This window comes from Rhodobacteraceae bacterium Araon29 (genome assembly GCA_039640505.1).
Classification (GTDB): domain Bacteria; phylum Pseudomonadota; class Alphaproteobacteria; order Rhodobacterales; family Rhodobacteraceae; genus CABZJG01.
Window position 1 is genome coordinate 391,108 of record CP046865.1, and the last position, 22,243, is coordinate 413,350.

Consider the following 22,243-nt stretch of genomic DNA (forward strand, 5'->3'; position numbering starts at 1 on the left):
AGCGTTTTTAGAGCGCTCGCCCTTCCTTTAGCCCAATTGATACCCGGGGGTAGATTGCGATAAATCAATTTCATCTGCGGACATCTCTTCCTCGATGTCATCAAATAGCGGTGTTGATAAATACCGCTCGCCGGTATCCGGCAGCATGCACAGTATATTTGAGCCAGCGGGCGCGTGAGAGGCGACCTCAATGGCAACTGCAAGGCTCGATCCGCCTGATACTCCGGTGAAAATTCCTTCTTCCCTTGCCAGTCGTTTGGCCCATTTCATTCCATCATCGCCACTGACTTTCAGCAAATCATCATAGAGCGCATTGTCGATAGCCTCTTGCAGTACAAGAGGAATAAAATCCGGTGTCCAGCCTTGGATTGGGTGTGGCTGGAACTCGGGATGGCTTTTGGTGGGTTCGCCTGCCGCATTGCGCTCTTGTTCTAGTTTGGAGGTCAACAGTGCTGCGTTCGCTGGCTCACTCAGAACGATTTTCGTATCTGGAATTGATGCACGCAAGGCGCGTGCTACGCCGGTTATGGTACCGCCGGTGCCATAGCCAGTGACAAAATAATCCAGTTTTTTATCACTAAAGTCACTTAAGATTTCCGCACCGGTGGTCGAGGCATGAATATCTGCATTGGCTGCTGTCTCAAACTGATGCGCTAAAAACCAGCCATTGGCCTCTGCCAGTTCTTTGGCTTTTTGATACATGCCAAAGCCTTTTTCGGCGCGGGGTGTCAGTACAACCTTAGCCCCCAGAAAGCGCATGAGTTTGCGCCGTTCGATGGAAAAGCTATCGGCCATAGTCACCACCAAAGGATATCCTTTTGCAGCGCAAACCATTGCCAGCCCAATGCCAGTATTTCCGCTGGTGGCTTCGACCACAGTCTGTCCTGGTTTTAAATCCCCAGAGCGTTCCGCCGCTTCGATTATATTGAGCGCCAGACGGTCCTTAACTGAGGCCGCAGGGTTAAAGGCTTCGATTTTTACGTATATGTTTACATGCTCTGGCGCGATCCTGTTGAGCCGGACAACCGGGGTATTTCCAACGGTTTCAACGATAGAATTATATATGGTGCCGCGCCCTTGCGTGCGGAAAATCTGATCAGAAGAAGTCATGAAATTACCTTTCTTGTTGGCACCCTAGTGAAATCTAGCCGCCTGAGATTTTAGGCGCCAGCAGAGCAAAGATTGATTGCTGTCAATGGGAATCTAACATTTGGCAGAAGAAAAGATAAGCTCTTTCTTATTATTTGCACGGGAACATTAGAGTCGGCGCCAGAGCCAATAAATTCATACACAGCGCAAATGCCAAAAAATAGGAGTGTGTTTATTTTGACTGTCTATGCGACCCTTCGAGGTCCTGAAGCTGCGCGTGGCACTAGCGCGCGCATGACCGCTTTCATGTCAAGCTGACCCATAGGCTCACCATTTTTAACCACCCTGTAGGTATGTCCGGTATCGCCACCGGAAAGAGCAATCACAGATTCGAGGTTATCTTCCATCTCGATGTCACCAGCAAAGCTACTGGCGGAAACCGTGTCCTCCATAATTGATTTAACACGCAAAACACGGGCTCGGTTGATGTCGCTCACAAAATCCTCAATATAAGGATCGCCTGGGTTCAACAAAATGCTCTGAGGTTCGCCCTGTTGAACAATCGCGCCATCTTTTAGAATGACAAGGTGGTTGGCCAAACGCAGGGCCTCATCAAGATCATGGGTGATAAAGATTATCGTTTTTCTCAATTCCAAATGCAGATCAAGTAAAAGCTTTTGCATATCGCTACGGATCAGTGGATCAAGTGCTGAAAAGGCTTCGTCCATCAGCATAATGTCTGAGTTTGAGGTGAGCGCCCGAGCAAGGCCAACCCGTTGCTGCATACCGCCAGACAGTTGGTTGGGATGATGATTTTCATACCCGCCAAGGCCAACCCTCTCAAGCCATCCAGCAGCTGCGCGCCGGCGCTCTTCGCGCTCAACGCCGCGCACTTCTAAAGGAAGAGCGGAATTATCCAGCACTGTGCGATGGGGCAAAAGTGCAAATTTTTGAAAAACCATCGACATATCTGACCGCCGTTTTTCGCGCAATGCCTCGGTTCCCAGCAACAAGGCATCCTCACCATCGATCAAAACCTGACCGTCAGTAGGTTCAATCAAACGGTTTATGTGTCGAATTAAAGTGGATTTTCCAGACCCTGATAGCCCCATCACTACGGTAATAGCGCCCTCTTTCATGTCGACAGAAATGTCATTTAATCCCAAAACATGTCCATGCTTGGCTAGCAATTCGTCTTTGTTCATTCCATCTTTAACAAAGTTTAGTGCGGACTTGGGGTCGGTACCAAAAATCTTATAAAGGTTACGAATTTGAATTTTTGCATTGCTGGTCATTGCTCGTACCTATCCTTGTGTTTGATCTGAAGAGACGCGCGCAATGGCGGCTTTGGACACGCGGTCAAGGATGATCGCGAGAAGCACAATCCCAAGGCCAGCGATTAGGCCAACACCCAGTTCCAGATTTCGAATGCCACGAAGAACAAGCACACCGAGCCCCGGCGCAGAGACCAGCGAGGCAATGACTACCATTGCAAGGCTCATCATGATGGTCTGGTTCACACCGGCCATGATGTTAGGCAGCGCAAGCGGCAGCTCAACACCGAATAGTTTTTGTCTTGGTGACATACCAAAGGCATTCGCCGCCTCAACAACATCGCGGTCCACCAGCCGTATTCCAAGGTCGGTAAGCCGGATAACCGGAACGATGGCATAGACAATGATCGCAATGCCGTAGAGTTTCGGCTCGGTCACGCTAAACAAAAAGATCAAAGGAATAAGATAGACAAAGGTCGGCAATGTCTGCAGAAGATCAAGCAGCGGGATCAAGGCCCTTTGCAAGCTGTTGGATTTTGCCATCGCAATCCCGATTGGAACGCCCAATATGATACATATGCCGGTACAAACCCCGATGATAGCGAGCGTTTGCAAAGCGGCTTCTAGGTGATCGATAAAGCCGAGAAATACAAAAGATAGTGTGACAAAAGCAGTGACCGCAACAGAGCGCGAAACATACCACACGAAAAGCAATAAAAGCGGCAGTATAATCCACCAAGGGGCGGATACAAAACCGGTCAGCGCCAATTCTAAAAGCCATGAAAGTGGTTGGGTCATTGGGTCCAAAACCAGTTTCAAGACATCTTTTACTTCTAGAAACGCGGCTTCTACCGATGCTGTGAAGTCACGTGATTGCGGCATAGATGAGCAGGCTTGATGCAGCTCATCCATGGACGGAAATGGAAACAGAGGCCCATCATCGGCCGTTCCGGGCTTGGTTTTTGCCAACAAGCTTGCCATTGACAGATTTGAGCCGCCGGCATCGGCATCGCACCAAGTTCTAAGCCCCAAAGCATTGAATATGCCGTCATAATAAGCCATGAAAGTCCGCTCCCTCATTAAGGAAGGCGCACCTAAGGCGCGCCTTCTTTTTGTTTATTTCAACTGCAATTATTGCAATAGAGCCGCAAGATTTTCGCGGGCAGCATCGTTTATCCACGTTCCCCAAACATCACTTTGTGTTGTAAGGAAATAGACAGCTGCTTCTTCACCAGTGGCCTGATTTGCGTCCTGCCAACCTAGAAGCCCGTTCATCATTTTGTTGCTGAAGGACAGGTTGCGCATCAGTTCAGTTTCAGCTGGATGAGCCGCTTCAAATGTATCTGTAACCACTGTCGTTACGACACTGCTTGGCCAAGATTGCAGTGTTGGGTTTGGACATTCTTTGTCTGCGTTACACGAATGTACGGAAGGATCATGTGGGCCCAACTCAACCTGTACCATTGGGAATTTACCCAATACGGTGCTTGGCGACCAATAGTATCCGAACCAAGGTTCTTTGGATGAATATGCCGAGCCGATAGAGGCCGCGAGTGTTTCACCCGAACCGTGCACAAAGTCCTCAATGCCAGCGGCTTCAAATCCACCGGCCACAGCCATTTGCGAGCCTACAACCTGACAGGTCCAGCCCACAGGGCAGTTGTGCATTCTGTTGCCAACCAGATCAGGATTGGCCAAAACGCCAGCGATGGTGGTAAGTTCCGGATGGGCTTCGGCAAGATATTCAGGAATGAACAGACCCTCAACACCACCATCAGACAGAACTTCTGTCAGCTCTTTGATTTTCCCATCTTCTTTCAATGGAATATAAGCTGGCGCTGAATTGGTCCAAACTTCTGTAATGATATCTGGCTCACCAGTTTCCGACACTGATGCCAAGGCTGGTGTTGATGCCGATGGAACGATCTGCACGGTACAGCCGTAGCCTTGCTCAAGCAAGAATTTGGCAACTTGGGTCACAATGATCGCTGATCCCCAATCCATTTCTGTAATGGAAATTTCACCGCAGTCAGATGCCTGAGCTGATCCAGCTGCAAAGCTAAGCGCAAGACCTGCACTTGCCGCAAGACCTAGGTGCCTTGCCTTCTTTGTAATTGTTTTCATCAACTTTCTCCCTGGTTTATCACTTGCCATTTTTGGCTTCAGTTTCTGTTTAGTCAGTAAACCATGCTAAGCGCAGTAAATTACGTTGACAACGACTATTTTAGGTTTGACTACGACTTTTCAATATTTCGGATCATTAATTCGAATGGGCCGCATTGGGGATGGATTACTAAGGTTTTTTAAGCGGTTTGAGGGGTGCTTCTGGCCATAAAAATCCCCTAAAGAACGCGGGTTCTAAAGACCAATGGCAGAAATTAAGAATGCCTTCTATGTCACATTGGCCGGATTATCGACATCGCGCCCCAACCGCGCCAAATCTGAATACCGATCACCGATCCGGTGATGTGGCCGACCCCCTGTTGCCGCGCCAAGCGCAACAATAAGTTCATCGGCAGCGGGTGCATCATAAATGGAAAACTGCACAGTTAGGTAATGCGATCTTCGACCTGTGTCGTGCTTATCCATGAGCGGAATAGCGATCTGGGTGTTTGCCGGTCCCCGGGTATTTGTGAACCCCAGATAACTTTTTGCAGCAACTGCTTCGCGGTAGAAATTGCCATATTGCAAAGTGTGGATCAAAGCAGATGCGTGTTCAAGTTCGCAGTCCGTTCCAGCAACGCAAGCCTTTCCATAGGCTTCTATGGCTGATCCTGATCCCGCCAGAGCAATCAAACGTTCGGTAAGCATTTGCCCAAGTGGGGGCGCCATGCGCTGAATTTCCGGCTGCAAGTCTTCTACATATCCCTGGCCCGCCCAAGGGTTTTTGACGACAGCGGCAACACCGATGATCCTTAAGACCGGTTCAGCAGGCCTTTCGCCTTCCCGATGAATATCTTCGTCAAATGTCACGACCTTTCGAAGCTCTGGCATTATCATCAGTTTTACTCCCTTTTTGGTTTTGGCATATACAAGCTCTATCCCGCATGATCTTGGTCAATCGAGCGATACGCACCGTTGAAATATAGCAAAGGCGATCCCTCGTTTGACCGGAAATCAATCACCTCGCCAAAAATAACTAGGTGGTCACCGGCATCGACGCTTTTTTGTCTTTGGCAAATGAAATTAGCGAGGGTTTCTTTGATAACAGGCGTTCCATGCAATGATTTTTCATAGTCGACTTTGTCAAATTTCTCGGCAGATTTTGAGGCGAAAAGTGTTGAGATATCTTGCTGGGTGCTGTGCAGAATATTGATCCCGAAATGTTCACATTCGGAAAAGATGCTTTTGCTAAAGGCCGACTTCGCAATGCAGATGAGCAGCATCGGAGGATCAAGCGAAACAGAGGTGAACGAATTTGCAGTAATACCGCGAGGTGTTCCATCAGACTGGCAGGTGGTGATGATGGTAACGCCGGTGGCAAATTTCCCAAAGGCGCTTCGCAAGCTGCGCGGGTCAAATTCACGTGACGCGTTTTCAGGATTGGGGCTTAGGTATTGCTGGGTGTGCTGGCCAAGCCTTGGAGGCGATCCAAGTGGCGGTGATTTAGAGGCTGAAAACCGCAAAGGGTTTGACGCCACGGTCCACGGGGCCGTTGGCTCATCAGGGTTGGACACCTGCGCCAGCATATTTCTATTTGCAACATGCGGATCATCCACGATGTCCGTGATTGAATTCAGCGGTCCAAAAGGAATTTTGCCGCCAAGCATGGCTGACAGTTCGGCTTTGGTGTGCGCTTTGGTCCATGTTTCGACCAAAGAGTTGAGCGCGTCCTTATGCTCTGCACGCGCTGCGCGGGTTGCAAAGTTTGCATTGTTGCAAAGCGCATCGCCGCCCATGGCATTGGCCAATATTTGCCAAAACTTATCTTCTACAACGCCAATCGCAACGGCTCCGTCTTTTGCCTTAAACAGTCCGAAGGGCGAAAGAAACGGGTGGTTATTTCCTTCGGGTCCGGGCGTTGTGCCGTTAAAATCATTTAAGTAAACCGCACGTTCACACAGGCTGAGCACGGCATCATACATGGCCACATCTACAAATTGCCCCTCACCTGTGGCTTCTGCATGCCGAAGCGCTGCCATGATGCCAAACGCCATCACCATGCCTGAAAAAATATCGCCAACTCCCGGCCCGACTTTGGTAAAGCTATTTGCATCCGGCCCGGTCAGCGACATAACCCCCCCCATGGCCTGCGCGACCACGTCATAAGAGGGCCAATCTGAATAGGGGCTTTTGCCGGACCTTGGATCGCCAAAGCCCCGAATGGCTGCATAAACCAGACGGGGGTTCAATTCGGACAATGTCTCATAGGATAGTCCAAGGCGTTCCATCACCCCGGGGCGAAAGTTTTCCACAACAACATCCGCCGATGTAACAAGAGATAGAAATGCATCTTTGCCTTCTTGCGATTTTAGATCAATATCCACGCTTTTTTTGGACCGGTTCAGGCTGACAAAATATCCAGCCCATTCTTGTTTCGGATCATCTTTGCGAAACGGCCCATTGAGCCGGCTGCTGTCACCCGTTCCGCTTTCAATTTTAATCACTTCAGCGCCATGATCGGACAGCATCATGGTGCAATAAGGCCCGGACAGCATACGGCTAAGGTCCAGAACGCGAACGCCATTTAATATACCTTTAGTCTGTGGCAACTCTTCTCAGGCTCCTGTGCTTTTGAGGAATTCAACAATGGGTCGGGATATGGCATCAGGATCTTCTGCCAGAGCCATATGCCGCAGCCCTTTTAAAATAATGGATTTTGCTCCGGGTATTTCCGCAGAAATAGCATGGGTCATTTCCGGCCCGTTGCCATAATCTTCTTCGCCTGTAATCACTAAGGTTGGGCATTCAATGGCAGGATCTGGCGCAATAATTTCATCAATTCCGTCTGCAAGCACCTGATAGATCGTATGATACACATCTGTTTTATTGGCCATCACCCAACCCCGCACCAAATCCATCATTTCGGGGTTATTTTTGCGAAAAGGCGCCGTGAACCAACGCTCTAAAGCGGCTTCAACCGTTGCAGAGGGCCCGTCAGTGCGCGCTTGTTCAACGCGGTCCAAAATCGCTTTCTGGGCGGAGTTGGTTCTGCGATGTGGTGAATGCAGGATCACCATTTTGTCAACCCGGTTTGGATAGTCTTGCGCAAATTTACGCACGATCATGCCTCCCAAGGAGAACCCAACAAGGCTTGCTTTGGGGCATTTGCAATGGTCCAAAACACCAAGCAATTGCTTGCAAAACAAGGCCAAAGAAGGGGTTTTGGGGGGATTGGTGCTATGGCCGTGCCCAAAAAGATCATAGGTGATGACATGATGGCTTTTCGAAAGCCTCGCGATCTGCCATCGCCAAGCAGACTGATTTAACCCTAAGCCATGTATCAACACCAGCGCGGGTGCTGAGGGATCGCCATATTCAGCAAGGGCGGTTCCATCAAAAGAGCTAGATGTCATTTTTGCCTCAATTGTCTGCAACACGTATGCAGTCGGTTCAAGATTAACTTGGCCATTGGCATCAAGCATTAAATTTTCGCCATCAAATGGCGAAAAATCACATTTTTATATTCAAATATTGTCAAGAATAGGAATCGAATAGCAACCTAGGGAGTGCAAAGATGGTGGACATTCAAACCTACAAGATGCTCATCGATGGTGAATGGGTTGACGCATTGGATGGGCAAAATTTTGCGTGCGAAAATCCTTCAAACGGTGATGTTTGGTGCCATATCCCAGAGGCCACCGAAAAGGATGTTGATCGCGCGGTGCAAGCAGCGCATCGGGCTTTTAAACAGGGTCCCTGGGCTTCCATGTTACCGACCCAGCGCGGTCAATGTCTGCGGAAACTTGCGGAATTACTGGCGGAAAATTCAGAAAAATTAGGACGCATTGAAAGCATTGATACGGGTAAAATGCTCAAGGAAACACGGTGGCAAGCCAAGTATATAGCCGAGTTTTTTCAGTTTTATGCCGGATGTGCAGATAAAATTGCTGGCGATGTTTTGCCCATTGATAAGCCCGATATGTTTGTTTTTACCAACCGGGAACCCTTGGGGGTTGTCGCCGCTGTGGTGCCTTGGAATTCTCAGCTGTTTTTGGTTGCAGTGAAAATCGGCCCTGCCTTGGCCGCCGGTAATACTGTTGTCTTAAAAGCATCAGAGCACGCTTCGGCCGCCATGCTGGAGTTTGGCGAATTAATTGAAAAGGCGGGCTTTCCCCCCGGTGTTGTCAATATCGTAACGGGTCATGGTGATCCCTGCGGAAAAGCGTTGACCAGCCATAAAAAAGTTGCCCGCGTGTCCTTTACCGGCGGGCCCGGAGCCGCCAGACAAATTCTTCATAACTCCGCAGAAAACTTTGCCGAAGTGTCGCTAGAGCTTGGTGGAAAATCGCCTTTTATTGTCTTTGAGGATGCAAATATTGAAAGCGCGGTGAATGGCTCAATCGCTGGGATTTTTGGCGCAACCGGGCAAAGCTGTGTTGCTGGCTCGCGGCTCTATCTACAAGAAGATATTGCCGATGAATTTCTGGAACGGATGGTCGGATTGGCCAAAGACATTGTGATCGGCGATCCGCTGGCAGACGCCACCCAAATGGGGCCGCTTTGCACCCAAGGTCAAATGGACTGCGTCGAGCGTGAAGTGGCCAGAGCCTTGGATGAGGGCGGGACCTTGCTGTGCGGTGGTCAGCGCCCAAAGGGGCTGGGCGGCAACTATTATGAGCCGACGATTATCGAGTGCCCAAGCCAGAAAATGCATATTGTCGATACCGAAATGTTTGGCCCTGTTTTGTCTGTACTGCGGTTCAAAACAGAGCAGGAAGTGATCGAGCTGGCCAATGATACGGTGCATGGATTGGCGGCCGGTATTTTTACCAAAGACAGCGCGCGATCCATGCGCGTTGCACGCGCCATTGAAGCGGGCATCGTTTGGGTAAACACCTATCGGGTTGTATCACCAATTGCCGAGTTTGGCGGCAATAAGGGCTCTGGCTATGGCCGCGAAAGCGGGTTCCAAGCCATGTACGACTATACCCGTCCCAAAACCATTTGGCTCAACACATCATCGGAGCCCATGGCAAATCCATTTGTAATGCGGTGAGGAGGATCTACCAATGAAATTTCAATTGGCCGTTAATTTAGAGCGCATGGATGACAGCGCAGATATGCAACAAGTCGCGCGCCATACCATTGATATGGTTCAACGCGCAGAGCAGGGCGGATTTAGCACCGTTTGGGCTGCTGAGCATCACGCATTGGAAATGACCATTGCGCCAAATCCATTTCAGATTTTGACATGGTGGGCGGCAGAAACAAACCAGATCCGCCTAGGGACGGCTGTGGCGACAGCCGCCTACTGGCATCCTATCAACTTGGCTGGCGAGGCTGCTTTTTTAGATCTAATTTCGGGCGGCCGGTTGGAATTTGGGATTGGATCGGGGGCATACCAACGGGAATTTGACCGCATGCGCCCGGGGCTTAAACAATCGGACGCATGGCAATATATGCAAGAGATGCTTCCAGTTGTGCGTGCACTTTGGCAGGGCGACGTGGAACATGACGGACAATTCTGGCAGTTTCCAAAATCCACATCCTGTCCCAAGCCGCTGCAAAGTGACGTGCCGGTCTGGGTTGCGGCGCGCTCACCGATCACATTTGATTATGCGCTTCGTGAAAAATGCAATGTCATGAGCTGGCCCCTCACCCGGCCGTTTTCAGAGGCCGAGCTCTATAAAAAGCAGCTCGATGAGGCAGTTCAGAAAGCCGATAATGGGTTTAGGCCAACCTTCGCCATGATGCGCCATGCTGCTGTCTATACGAATGATAATGACCGGGATGAAGCGATTTCCGCCATTCAAGGTGTCCTTGGGCAGTTCGAAAATTTATTTCGCAATATGGATGATGTTCTCAACGGATTTCCCCAAAAAGTATCATTGGATGATCTAGAGGGGCGTGAACAGTATAATCCACACATGCTTGAGGAAAATCTTCTTTTTGGATCACCTGATATGGTGATAGAAAAGCTCAAACGATATCAGGCTTTGGGCGTGGATGAGTTTATTTTCTATGCCAGCATGGGGATGGGCATCGAGGCGCAAAAACGTTCTTTGCAGCTTTTCTGTGATGAAGTCGTTCCCGCATTTCAATAAGGATAAAATCATGACAGATGGTGTTGAAGTAAAACGCGATGGCCATATCCTAGAGGTCAAGCTGGCACGCGGGAAAGTCAATGCAATAGATGTGCCCACTTCGCAGGCCCTCGCGGCCGCCTTTGCCGAGTTTCGTGACGATAAAGACCTTCGTGTCGCGATCCTTACCGGTGGCGGGGATAAAATATTTTCTGCAGGTTGGGACCTTAAAGCGCTTAATGATGGCGAGATGCAGCTCGATAACTGGTGGGAAACCGATGACTATGGCGAAGGTGGATTTACCGGTCTTACAGAAAACTGGAGCCTGAATAAGCCGGTAATCGCAGCGATCAACGGGTTGGCCATTGGCGGTGGTTTCGAAATGGCCATGGGATGCGATCTCTTAATTGCAGCGGATCATGTTGAGTTTGGCTTGCCCGAAATGCCTTTGGGTATTGTGCCCGATGCCGGCGCACTGCAGCGCCTGCCGCGCCGCATTCCGCATAACATCGCAATGGAAATGCTGCTTTTGGGGCGGCGGATGAGCGCAGATGAGGCGGCGCATTACGGATTGGTCAACAAGGTTGTTCCCAAAGAAAAGCTGATGGCGGCCGCCTATGAATGGGCCGCTTCAATTGCTTGGTCCGCGCCGCTTGCAATGCAAAGCGTGAAAGAAGTGTTGCGCACAATTGAATGCGTGCCGTTAGAGCAAGCCTTTCATAAAATGCGCACTGACCCAATGCCGACCTACCGAAAAATGCTCAAATCTGATGATGCCGCCGAAGGCGTTGCGGCTTTTGTTGAAAAACGGGAACCGAAGTTCAAGGGGGAATGATGGGGTACATAGCACCTGAAAAAGTATCCTGCGTTGCCTCTATTGGTGGCGGACCAATCGGCGGGGGATGGGCCGCTCATTTTTTGGCACGCGGATATGATGTGAACCTTTATCTGCACGATGCCTCAGAAGAGCCCGCGTTTCAGACAATATTGGAAACGGCGTGGAAAAGCCTTTCTGCGCTCGGCTTGCACCCCGCAGCCTCTCTTGATCGGTTGCGGATCGTTACAAATCTAAAGGATGCTTTGGACGGCGCTGAATTTATCCAAGAAAGCGCGCCGGAAAACCTTGGGCTGAAACAAAAGCTCTACCAAGAGCTTGGCACGCTAATTTCCGAGGATATTGTGATCGGCTCATCAACCTCGGGTCTGACCATGACCGACATACAAGCCAAATGCCCAACCCCGCAAAGATGCGTTATCGGGCATCCGTTTAACCCGCCTTACTTGCTGCCTCTTGTGGAAATCGTGGGCGGTGATCAAACCGAACCTGAAGCGGTTCAATGGGCCAGCGCTTTTTATGAGATCGCGGGAAAATCGTCCTTGGTGATGAAAAAGGAAATCCCGGGATTTGTGGCCACGCGGCTGCAAGAAGCGCTTTGGCGTGAGGCCCTGCATATGGTGGCAAACGGCGAAGCTTCCCCTGCCGATATTGACAATGCCCTCATGAATGGACCCGCGCCGCGCATGGCAGTTCAGGGCCAGTGCATGGCCTTTCATGTGGCCTGCGGCGAAGGCGGTATGGCCACCAATCTTGATCAGTTTGGCCCGGCGCTGAAATTGCCGTGGACACGTCTCGAGGCACCCGAACTCACACAAGAGTTGCGCAACAGGATGGTTGACGGATGCAATGATATCGCAGGCGATCAGCGGTTTGAAGACATGGCGGCAAAGCGTGACGCACAGATCGTTGCCGTTCTACGTGCCATTCGAGACAGCGGCTAAAGCGCTTTTTGGTTTTCCAGTTTGGCCTTGTGCTGCGCATTCAACGTTTCAAGGAAGCCTCCCAATGTGCCGGGCCAGTGTGGTGCGGCGTCCTGTTCGGGCCAGGCTTGCCGATTGGCGCTTGGTCTGCGGCCAAAACATTTTTTGAAGGCTTGGGCAAAGTGTGAAAGCGAATTAAAACCCGAGGCCGTAGCAATTTCCCGCACGCCCAAATCGGTTGAAATGAGCAGCACCCGTGCGTGCTGTAACCGAAGCAACAATCCAAACTGCACGATGCTGCAGCCCACCGATTTGTTGAATTGCCGTTCCAATTGCCGCTGCGAAAGCCCCACCTGCCGTGCAATTTCCGGCACGTTGAGCGGGTCTGCGATATTGGACTCAATAATTTCAATCGCGGCTCTGACGTCTGGGCCAAGACGCTCAAGGCCGCGTCCAAGGCTTTTTCTTTGCGGGTCTTTGCCCGAACGAACCGGATGATGCATGACTTGGTTTGAAATTTCTCCGGCCAAGGCTTCGCCGTGATGATCCCTGATGACCTTGAGCATCAGGTCAATCCCCGCTGTCGAGCCAGAGCAACAGGTAATTTGCCCTGCCTCGGTAAAAAGCTGTTCTGCGATATCTATGTCAGGAAACTGTTCTTGAAAGCCCGCGATATAGGACCAATGGGTCGTGGCTTTGCGGTTGTTCAGAAGTCCAGCCCGCGCCAGCAAATAAGCCCCTTGCTCAACAGAATAAATTTTCACACCCAAGCGGGCCTGAACCCTTGTCCATGAAAATAGCTTTTTGTTGGCATACCGCTCTGCCCCCCAGCTGCCGACCACAAACAGCATGTCGTTGCGATCCAGTCGCTCTGGAGGCAACGCACACTCAACTGACATATTGTTACTGGCGGCGATAGATGCACCATCAAAGGAAATATGATGCACAGCATAAAGCGGCGCAGGTGAAAGGTAATTGGCAATGCGCGGCGCTTCCACAATATTCATCAGCGAATACATGTTGAACCGCGGCAGCAGCAGACAATATATGTTTTGTGTCATGACCCCTCTACGCGATTTTATGACTAAATAAGTTTCTTGAAACATGCCATGGACACTAAATTTCGACAAGTAAAGATCAAAAGGTGGCGAAAAATCGACAACTCGGATTCGTCTTGGCTTCAAGATAGTGATCAAAACAAGGGAGGTTTGTGACCATGAATTACGATGTCGTTGTGACCTGTGCTGTCACAGGTGCTGGAGATACCACAGGCAAAAGCTCCCATGTTCCGGTAACGCCAAAAGAGGTTGCCGATGCCGCGATCGAAGCCGCAAAAGCAGGCGCAGCGATTGCTCATATCCACGTGCGCGACCCGCAAACGGGTCAAGGATCGCGGGATCCAAAGCTGTTCAAGGAAGTGGTTGACCGTGTCCGCGATAGCGGCACGGACGTTGTCATCAACCTAACCGCTGGCATGGGCGGCGACTGGGTACCGTCAGAAGATGATCCCTCTATGCCCGGACCTGGAACCGACATGATTTCGGCAGAAGAGCGGCTGACCCATGTGTATGAATGCCAGCCTGAAATATGTTCTCTGGATTGTGGAACGTTGAATTTTGGCAATGGAAACGAGATTTATATCTCAACACCGCCGATGTTACGGCAAATGGCTGCGCTGACCAAAGAATGGGGCGTGAAGCCTGAGCTAGAGGTGTTTGAGTTGGGGCATATCCGCTTTGCCACGCAAATGATTGCAGAAGGCCTAATCGCAGAGCCGCCGATGTTTCAGATATGCCTTGGTATTCCTTGGGGCGCAGATCAAAGCGTCGATACGATGAAAGTGATGAAAGATCACCTGCCATCGGGTGCAAGCTGGGCGGGGTTTGGCATTTCGCGCATGCAAATGCCAATGGCCGCCACTGCCGTGGCCATGGGCGGAAATGTGCGGGTTGGGCTTGAGGATAATATTTATCTTGATCGGGGGGTTTTGGCCACCAATGGTCAATTGGTGACCCGGGCCGTGGAAATTCTTGAAAGAATGGGTGCGCGCGCGCTGACACCGCAAGAGGCCCGCAATAAATTGAAATTAAGAGGCGCTGATGAATAGGTGCCTTAGGTAAAGCGATCGCTGAGCACAGGAAGAAAAATGACCTCTGAACATTCGCATGAAAACGAGTTGTTACTTAAAACTGTCCAATCTTTTCTAGAGGCGGAAATTTACCCGCATGAAGACGAGGTGGACCGCACAGGTGAGGTGCCGATTGAGCTTGGCCGGCAAATAGAAGAGCGCGCGAAAGAGGTGGGTCTTTTTGCATCCAACCTGCCCGAAGCGGTTGGCGGCGGTGGATTGGATTATACCGCGATGTCGCTGGTTGAGCGGGAATACGGAAAAACCACGCATGCTTTGCACTCATGGATTGCGCGGCCGACGGAAATTTTATTGGCCTGCAAAGGCGATCAGATCGCACGCTACCTTGACCCCTGCGTGACAGGCGAAAAACGTGAGCTCTTTGCTCTTACAGAGCCGGAAGCCGGCTCGGACGTCATGGGAATGAAAACCAATGCCAAAAAGGACGGGGACGATTGGGTATTAAACGGCTCAAAGCATTTCATTTCTGGACCCGTGATGCCTGATTTTGCCATTGTCTTTGCGGCCACCGGGATCGATGAAACACCACGCGGGCCGCGCAAGCGGGTGACGGCTTTCCTTGTGGATGTCGGATTGCCGGGGTTTGAATGCAAAGAAGGCCATAAATGCGTCAGCTACCGTGGATATAAAAACTTTCAGCTTAGCTTTGATAATGTCCGCCTTGGTCCAGATCAGATTTTAGGCGAAGAAGGGCGCGGGCTTGAGCTTTCGGGTAAATGGCTTGGGATGGGCCGTATCTGGGTGGGGGCATCGTGCTGCGGCAAGGTTGAGCGCATGATGGGTATGGCCACTGACTGGGCAGCCACCCGTAAACAGTTTGGCAAACCCATCGGCCAGTTTCAGGCAACAGGATTTCGTCTCGCCGATATGGCCATCGGCTTGCGGACAGCGGACCTGCTTGTGGCCGATGCCGTGCGCCGTGCAGATGAGGGCCGGATGGAAGACCGCGATGCGGCCATGGTCAAAGTCTATTGTTCCGAACTTCTGAACAAGGTCGCAGATGACACTGTGCAGATATTTGGCGGCATGGGACTTATGGAAGAGCTGCCCATTCAGCGGCTGTGGCGCGACAGCCGGTTAGAAAGAATTTGGGATGGAACCTCTGAGATTCAGAGGCACATTGTAACACGGTCGATCCTGCGACCCTTGGGAGCATGACCCCCAAGCAGCGTCAGAACTTTGACCGGCTTTTGTCACCAAGGCATATTGCCTTTATCGGAGGCCGCGATGCGCTGATTGCGATCGGTGAAGCAAAAAGGCGTGGCTTCAAAGGCGAATACTGGCCTGTTAACCCACGCCGTGAAGAATTGGGCGGCTTTCCATGTTTTGCGGATATTGACGCGCTGCCCGAAGCGCCGGATGCGGTGTTTCTAGCCATTCCCGCACCTGCAGCTGTAGCCGCGGTTGATACCCTGCGCGAAATAGGGGCCGGGGGTATTGTATGCTATACGGCGGGTTTTAAAGAGGCTGGACGTGATGGCCAAAAGCTCGAACAAGACTTGCTAAATGCCGTTGGTGATATGGCTTTGATCGGACCGAATTGCTACGGCATTATCAACTATCTTGACAACAGCGCCCTGTGGCCATTTGCCCATGGTGGCAGCTGCCCCGGCTATGGGGCGGCGATCATCACACAAAGCGGTATGCTGTCCTCTGATATATCCATGAGCCAGCGCTCGCTACCGCTTACCCACATGGTTTCAGCGGGTAATCAGGCAGTTTTGGGAATAGAGGATTTCATAGATATCCTATGTGAAAATCCTGCCACAAAGGCCATCGGGCTTCATATCGAAGGCCTTTCCAATATACCAAAGTTCGAAAAAGCTGCCCTGAAAGCACTTGCCCAAAGCACACCAATTGTGGCCCTCAAGACGGGGAAGTCGGAAATTGGAAGCGCACTCACTGTTAGCCATACTGGATCATTGTCTGGCTCTAACGATCTCTACGAGGCGCTTTTTGATCGATTGGGAATTATCAGTGTTACTAATCCCTCACAGCTTCTGGAAACGCTTAAATATCTTTGCGTCGTGGAACCTCCGAAAGGCAAAAATATTGCCGGTTTCACCTGTTCAGGGGGCGGCGCCACGATGCTTGCGGATTACGGCGAAGAAATAGGTCTTGAGTTTCCAAGTTTCGACAGCCCCGCTGCGCACATCCTTGAGCAGCATTTGCCGCCCATTGCAACGGTGTCAAACCCTTTGGATTATACAACCCCAATTTGGGGTCAGCCCAAACTCACAGAGCCTGTTTTTCGGGCCGCGCTAGAACACAATGATGTGCAGGCTGCTGTGTTGGTGCAGGACTATCCGGCAGAGGGGCTTGATGAGAGCAAGGTTTTTTATCAAAATGATGCGCTTGCTTTTGCCACAGCGGCCAAATCGCTCGGTATTCCAGCCGCCATATGCGCCACAATTCCTGAGAATTTGGACAAGGCCACACGTGAGTTTTTAATTGCCCAAGGGGTTGCGCCGATGCAGGGCATCGAAGAAACGTTGAATGCGGTTTCTTCGGCGGCTTGGTGGCGTTTTCGATGCGATCAATTGCGCAAAAACCCCTATGAGCCCATGGCCCCACCCTCGCCTATGGTGGGCGCGGCGCAAATGAACGAAGCCGAGGGCAAAGCCATTGTTCACAGCTTTGGAGTGGACATTCCCAAAGGCGCCGTCACGAATATCGATGGCCTTACCTCGGTGGCCGAGGATATAGGGTATCCTGTGGTGCTGAAAATGGTCGGTTCAGGATTAGAGCATAAAACTGAGGCCGGGGCGGTGGCCATCAACCTAAAATCTGCCGCTGAATTGAAGGAGGCAGCAAACGTAATAATCCAATCCGTGCAGCAGTTCGATCCTGATTGCCTGTCTGATCAATTTCTGGTCGAAGCGATGGCCAATCTGCCATTGGCAGAGCTTGTCGTTGCCATACGGCAGGATCAACAATTTGGCTGGGTGCTTGCGATCGGCAGCGGCGGTGTGTTTGTTGAACTGATCGGGGACGTGAAGCATTTGTTGTTGCCAACCAATGCAAAGAGCATTGAGAGCGCCCTTCGCAGTCTTAAGATTGGCAAATTGCTGAGTGGGTTTCGAGGGGCCAAGCCCGCTAATTTTGAACTGCTCTCAAATCAAATTCTGCGGCTTTGCCAGCAAATGCAATCCTTGGCTCCTGACATCACGGAACTAGAGATAAATCCGCTGTTTGTTTACAATGATAAAATCATGGCTGTCGATGTATTAGGCCAGAAAAGAAAGTTGTCTTAGCGCGAGAAAGGAACACAGCGTGTTTCCCGATCTTAAGTCGAGTGATATTCATCCAGTTTTGCAGATGCCTTTCAAAGTGATCGAGACAGAAACTGAGTGGATTTCCGTAAGCGATGGTACCCGCTTGGCGGCGCGAGTTTGGCGGCCTGAGGTTGATCCGGCCATTAAAGTCCCAGCTGTTATTGAAATAATTCCTTACCGCAGGCGTGATGGTACATTGCCCGTTGATGAGCGCATTCATCCCTATTGGGCAGGAAATGGTATTGCCGCCATTCGGGTTGATCTAAGGGGCTGCGGGGACTCGCAAGGGTTCTTGATGGACGAATATTTAGCCATAGAGCAAAATGATGCAGTGGATGTAATTGATTGGGTTTCACGGCAACCTTGGTGCAATGGAAACGTCGGCATGACAGGCCTGTCCTGGGGGGGATTTGCATCGCTTCAGGTAGCAGCCCGTAATCCCGCACCGCTGAAAGCTATTATTGCTGTCGGTGCGACCGTTGATCGCTACAATGATGATATTCATTATAAAAATGGGTGTATGTTGAATGAGAATTTTGGCTGGGGGTCATCACTTACAGCCTTTACCACCCGTCCGCCAGATCCAGAGGTGGTCGGGAAAAATTGGGAAGAAATATGGCTTCAACGTTTGGAAAACTTGCCCTTCTTTGCAGAAAAATGGATCGAAAACCAAACCTATAATGACTATTGGAAGCATGGCTCAGTAAAAGAAGAATATCAAAATATCAAAGTCCCAGTGATGATCGTCGGGGGTTGAACGATCTTTATGTAAATGCTTTGCCTGGGTTGCTTGAAAATCTAAGCGGAGCCTGCCATGCGGTATGCGGTCCATGGGCCCATAATTTCCCCCATCTGGCAACGCCTGGGCCGACGTATGATTATTTAGCCGATACACTGCAGTGGTGGCAAAAATGGTTGGGCGAACCGCCTGTTAAAGAGTTCGGGCACAAAACCCAGTTGGTGTTTTTAAAAGAAAGCGCAGCGCCAACTCCAAATGCAACCAATTTGCCGGGCTTCTGGATACGGCAGGAAAACTGGCCTCCTGCGTCTTGCCATTCGACTGCATTATATTTGGGCGATGGCACGCTTTCCGCGACTTCTACCACCTGCACGGATTTTAAAATTCACTCTCCTGTGTCAACAGGAGCGCTAGCAGGGGAATGGATACCCCATTGTTCAGGTGTGGAAATCGCCGGTGATCAGCGCGCGATAGATGCCCAAAGTACCTGTTTTGATGGGGCGCCTTTGAATGAAGCGTTTGATATCCTTGGCCGTCCTGCCTTGACTATTTCGCTTAGTTCGTCAGCACCGACAGGCCATCTAATAGCGCGGCTTTGTGATGTCGCGCCGGATGGAAGCTCTGAGTTGGTGTCCATCGGGGTTATCAATCTATGCCATCGAAATGGAAATGTATCCCCTGCCGCGATGCCTATAAATAAAGTTCAGAAAATCGAGGTGCCGCTAGATTACACAGCTCATAGATTTGTCCCCAATCATAGGCTCCGCGTGGCTCTGTCTACCGCCTATTGGCCACTAATCTGGCCGGCGGTTGATAATCCAGCGCTCAGCCTTTCAGGGGGGCTAGCGTTCTTACATTGCCCCAAAAAAAGATGGTTGAAAGTGAGAAAGTTTTGGTTGACCCGCCCACTGCACCGCCAAAGCCAAACATGACTGAAAACCGCGCCTCAAAGTCACAACGTCACGTGCACCGTGATCTCGCAAATGGCAAAACGATTGTGGAAATCGTGGATGATCTTGGTGAGCAAATCTATGATGACCATGGGCTTTCTAGCTCTGCCACTAAATCTGAGCGCTATGAAATTGAGGATGGCGATACCTTGTCTGCGCAGGCTCACATTTCGTGGAACTTTAAGTATCAGCGTGGAAAATGGCTTGCAGAAACAAAAACTGAAACTCAGATGTCCTGCGATCAAGATAACTATTTTATCGCCGCAAAGGTAAGCGCATTCAAAGGTGGAAAGTTAATTTTTGAGAAAAGTTTTGATCGCAAAATTTTGCGAACGCCCTAACCAGTTTTGGTCAAGTCTATTTAAAAAACTTTAAAGTGCATCAAATATCATTAGACTGATTCTTTTGCGCTCAAAAAGGCTCAGATTTTTCAAACTGAGCCGAAGGTAAAGCATCACCGCGATGGGCTCTTTTTTATGCATCGACCCAAACCCAAAGCCTAAAATGACGGATTTAGCCAAGTTCACTAAACAACCGTATCATTTCGACAGGTTTACCAGCGTGTTTTTTTGGACTTGATCATAGGATCATAGCACCTTAAATAGCGTTTCGACGTTGGGATGTAGCCAAGTGGTAAGGCAACTGTTTTTGGTACAGTGTACCGTAGGTTCGAATCCTACCATCCCAGCCACTTCCCCTCTCCCAGCGCTGCATCTTGTGATTTGCCTAGCCGTTTAAAATATGCCGGCAAATTCATGGAAACATGATCCGCTGATCTAGCGGATTTTGCCGGTGTTTTGATGCAAAATCACCCTTACTGCCATTAGGTATTGCTTATTTTTATTGATTCTATGATTCGATTACATGTCAGCTCGAAACCATAGCTTCGTTAAACCCTAAGCTGCGCTTGGCGAGTTATGATGTTACGTCACTCGTCATGATTTGTGTTGTGCAAGCTTGATAAAAGATCTTTGTGTGATAGGGTCTTAATATATTTTTTTGGTTATTTTGTTCTTAGTTATTCCAATATCTTTAAATGCAGCAAGACGGGTCTTTTTATCTGGGCAGGCTGCGTGCGCAGGGATGATTGCATTTTGTCGAGCAGCTGTATTCTTCAGCACACTTTGCCGTGAATGATGTCCAATCCATTCTTATCGCAGAAAACAGGGAGTAAACGATGAGCTATGATTTTGTAATCGTGGGGGGTGGTTCGGCGGGGTCAACTATGGCATCGCGTCTTACCGAAGATCCGAATATAAGCGTGTGCCTATTAGAGGCGGGAGGCGACGGAAACGGTATACTTGTGCGGGCACCGGCAGGGGTTGTTGCGATGCTTCCTGGGCGCCCCAAGATCAACAACTGGGCGTTTAACACTGAATCACAACCGGGTTTGAATGGCCGCTGCGGCTATCAACCGCGTGGCAAAGCACTGGGTGGCTCGTCTGCAATCAACGCCATGCTTTATGTCCGCGGCCAAAAGGAAGATTACGACAACTGGGCCGATCTTGGCAACGAAGGTTGGGATTGGGACAGCGTGCTACCCTATTTCAAAAAGGCCGAGAATAATTCTCGCGGCGCTGATGCCGCGCATGGGGACAGCGGGCCGTTACAGGTGTCTGACCAGAAAGCGCCCCGGCCAATTTCTGAAGCCTATATCCAAGCTTGCACCCAGATGCAGCTGCACCGAACCGAAGATTTCAATGGGGGTGACAACGAAGGGGCGGGCTATTGGCAGACCACCATTCATCACAGCCCAGAAAAGAATGGCGAGCGATGCTCAGCGGCGGCAGGGTATTTGTTTCCCGTGATGGACCAGCGTGCGAACCTGACCGTGATCACCAAGGCCCATGCGACCCGGATCATCTTTGATGGCAAACGCGCAGTAGGTGTCGCCTATCGTCAGGGCAAGCAAGACAAGGAAGTGCGCGCCGGCAAAGAAGTTATCCTTTGCGGCGGGGCGTTCCAGTCGCCGCAGTTGTTGCAGCTGTCAGGTGTTGGGCGGTCCGAGGATATCACGCGGCACGGCATAGGCATGGTGCATGAATTGCCCGGCGTAGGACAGAACCTGCAAGACCACCTTGATTTCATCATGGGTTATAAATCCAAGGATACCGACAATTTTGGTATCGGGGTACGCGGCTCTTTGAAATTGATCGCAGAAATGCTCAAGTGGCGCAAACACGGCAATTCGATGATTGCATCCACTATTACCGAGTGCGGCAGCTTTTTCAAAACTGACCCAAACTTAGACCGTCCTGATGTGCAAACCCATTTCGTGATTTCCATTGTGGATGATCACGCCCGCAAATTGCATTTGGGTTACGGTTATTCCTGTCACGTCTGCGTGTTGCGCCCCTACTCGCGGGGAGAGGTGTTTTTGAAATCGGCAGACCCGCTTGCGGCCCCTGGGATAGACCCAAGGTTCCTGTCTGATGGGCGAGATCTGCAGACCCTGATCCGCGGCGCTAAGATGACGCGCGCGATGCTTGAAGCACCAGCAATGGCCAAATACAAGCACAAAGAACTATTTGGTGTCAGCGACGACACAACAGATTCTGAATGGGAACAGCATATCCGAAACCGCTCTGACACGGTCTATCATCCGGTGGGCACTTGTAAGATGGGCCATGATGAGATGGCCGTGGTGGACAGCAATTTGCGGGTGCACGGGATGCAGGGCCTTCGGGTTGTTGATGCTTCGATCATGCCCGCTTTGGTGTCTGGCAATACCAATGCGCCGACCATCATGATCGCTGAGAAAGCGGTTGATATGGTCAAAGCAGCCTATGCGAATTGAACGAACCAGAAATAGATTGAAAGGAG

The 22,243-nt window shown here is 50.6% G+C and carries 19 protein-coding genes and 1 tRNA gene; 12 read left to right on the forward strand and 8 right to left on the reverse strand.

Annotated features, from left to right (window positions below; all coding sequences use genetic code 11):
* Positions 1-27: 27 nt before the first annotated feature.
* The 7 genes from cysK to GN278_01745 form a co-directional block, all read right to left on the reverse strand.
* Positions 28-1,110 (reverse strand): cysteine synthase A, encoded by a 1,083-nt coding sequence (gene cysK / locus GN278_01715; protein ID XAT59653.1) that lies wholly within the window; start codon positions 1,108-1,110, stop codon positions 28-30.
* A gap of 224 nt (positions 1,111-1,334) precedes the next feature.
* Positions 1,335-2,384, reverse strand: a complete 1,050-nt coding sequence (locus GN278_01720; GenBank protein XAT59654.1) for a betaine/proline/choline family ABC transporter ATP-binding protein — start codon at positions 2,382-2,384, stop codon at positions 1,335-1,337.
* Positions 2,385-2,393: 9 nt separating this feature from the next.
* On the reverse strand, positions 2,394-3,425 hold the full coding sequence (locus GN278_01725; GenBank protein ID XAT59655.1) for an ABC transporter permease subunit: 1,032 nt from the start codon (positions 3,423-3,425) through the stop codon (positions 2,394-2,396).
* Positions 3,426-3,494: 69 nt separating this feature from the next.
* Positions 3,495-4,487: a glycine/betaine ABC transporter substrate-binding protein gene (locus GN278_01730; GenBank protein ID XAT59656.1), complete on the reverse strand. Its 993-nt coding sequence runs from the start codon at positions 4,485-4,487 to the stop codon at positions 3,495-3,497.
* A gap of 267 nt (positions 4,488-4,754) precedes the next feature.
* Positions 4,755-5,360 carry an amino acid synthesis family protein gene (locus tag GN278_01735; protein ID XAT62492.1) on the reverse strand — a complete coding sequence of 202 codons (606 nt, stop codon included), beginning with the start codon at positions 5,358-5,360 and terminating at the stop codon, positions 4,755-4,757.
* A 41-nt stretch (positions 5,361-5,401) separates the two neighbouring features.
* A complete protein-coding gene (locus tag GN278_01740; protein XAT62493.1) occupies positions 5,402-7,021 on the reverse strand; it encodes a cag pathogenicity island protein Cag11 in 1,620 nt (539 codons plus the stop codon).
* A gap of 60 nt (positions 7,022-7,081) precedes the next feature.
* Positions 7,082-7,879: an alpha/beta fold hydrolase gene (locus tag GN278_01745; GenBank protein XAT62494.1), complete on the reverse strand. Its 798-nt coding sequence runs from the start codon at positions 7,877-7,879 to the stop codon at positions 7,082-7,084.
* A 161-nt stretch (positions 7,880-8,040) separates the two neighbouring features.
* On the opposite strand from GN278_01745, the gene GN278_01750 reads away from it, so the two are divergent.
* The 4 genes from GN278_01750 to GN278_01765 are packed head-to-tail and all read left to right on the forward strand — an operon-like array spanning position 8,041 to position 12,328.
* On the forward strand, positions 8,041-9,522 hold the full coding sequence (locus GN278_01750; protein ID XAT59657.1) for an aldehyde dehydrogenase family protein: 1,482 nt from the start codon (positions 8,041-8,043) through the stop codon (positions 9,520-9,522).
* A 13-nt stretch (positions 9,523-9,535) separates the two neighbouring features.
* Positions 9,536-10,570 (forward strand): LLM class flavin-dependent oxidoreductase, encoded by a 1,035-nt coding sequence (locus GN278_01755; GenBank protein ID XAT59658.1) that lies wholly within the window; start codon positions 9,536-9,538, stop codon positions 10,568-10,570.
* A 10-nt stretch (positions 10,571-10,580) separates the two neighbouring features.
* Positions 10,581-11,384 carry a crotonobetainyl-CoA hydratase gene (gene caiD / locus GN278_01760; protein XAT59659.1) on the forward strand — a complete coding sequence of 268 codons (804 nt, stop codon included), beginning with the start codon at positions 10,581-10,583 and terminating at the stop codon, positions 11,382-11,384.
* Complete coding sequence (locus GN278_01765; GenBank protein ID XAT59660.1) at positions 11,384-12,328, forward strand: 3-hydroxybutyryl-CoA dehydrogenase; 945 nt, start codon at positions 11,384-11,386, stop codon at positions 12,326-12,328. Before caiD ends, GN278_01765 begins: the two co-directional genes overlap by 1 nt.
* Here GN278_01765 and GN278_01770 read toward each other — a convergent pair.
* Complete coding sequence (locus GN278_01770) at positions 12,325-13,368, reverse strand: helix-turn-helix domain-containing protein (GenBank protein XAT59661.1); 1,044 nt, start codon at positions 13,366-13,368, stop codon at positions 12,325-12,327. The two genes, GN278_01765 and GN278_01770, sit on opposite strands and share 4 nt — an antisense overlap.
* A gap of 155 nt (positions 13,369-13,523) precedes the next feature.
* Here GN278_01770 and GN278_01775 point away from each other — a divergent pair, with 155 nt between their 5' ends.
* From GN278_01775 to GN278_01810, 8 genes are all read left to right on the forward strand, one after another.
* Positions 13,524-14,414: a 3-keto-5-aminohexanoate cleavage protein gene (locus GN278_01775; GenBank protein XAT59662.1), complete on the forward strand. Its 891-nt coding sequence runs from the start codon at positions 13,524-13,526 to the stop codon at positions 14,412-14,414.
* Between the two features lie 39 nt (positions 14,415-14,453).
* On the forward strand, positions 14,454-15,614 hold the full coding sequence (locus GN278_01780) for an acyl-CoA dehydrogenase (protein ID XAT59663.1): 1,161 nt from the start codon (positions 14,454-14,456) through the stop codon (positions 15,612-15,614).
* Entirely contained in the window at positions 15,611-17,710 is a 2,100-nt protein-coding gene (locus GN278_01785; protein ID XAT59664.1) for a CoA-binding protein, read from the forward strand. The genes GN278_01780 and GN278_01785 overlap by 4 nt, the downstream gene beginning before the upstream one ends.
* Before the next feature lie 19 nt (positions 17,711-17,729).
* The gene (locus GN278_01790) at positions 17,730-18,488 is read left to right on the forward strand and encodes a CocE/NonD family hydrolase (GenBank protein ID XAT59665.1); all 759 of its coding nucleotides are present in this window, start codon (positions 17,730-17,732) and stop codon (positions 18,486-18,488) included.
* Entirely contained in the window at positions 18,419-19,402 is a 984-nt protein-coding gene (locus tag GN278_01795; GenBank protein ID XAT59666.1) for a CocE/NonD family hydrolase, read from the forward strand. The genes GN278_01790 and GN278_01795 overlap by 70 nt, the downstream gene beginning before the upstream one ends.
* Entirely contained in the window at positions 19,399-19,761 is a 363-nt protein-coding gene (locus GN278_01800) for a hypothetical protein (GenBank protein ID XAT59667.1), read from the forward strand. Before GN278_01795 ends, GN278_01800 begins: the two co-directional genes overlap by 4 nt.
* Before the next feature lie 275 nt (positions 19,762-20,036).
* Positions 20,037-20,111 (forward strand) — tRNA-Gln (locus tag GN278_01805).
* A gap of 486 nt (positions 20,112-20,597) precedes the next feature.
* Entirely contained in the window at positions 20,598-22,217 is a 1,620-nt protein-coding gene (locus GN278_01810; protein ID XAT59668.1) for an FAD-binding protein, read from the forward strand.
* Positions 22,218-22,243: the final 26 nt, after the last annotated feature.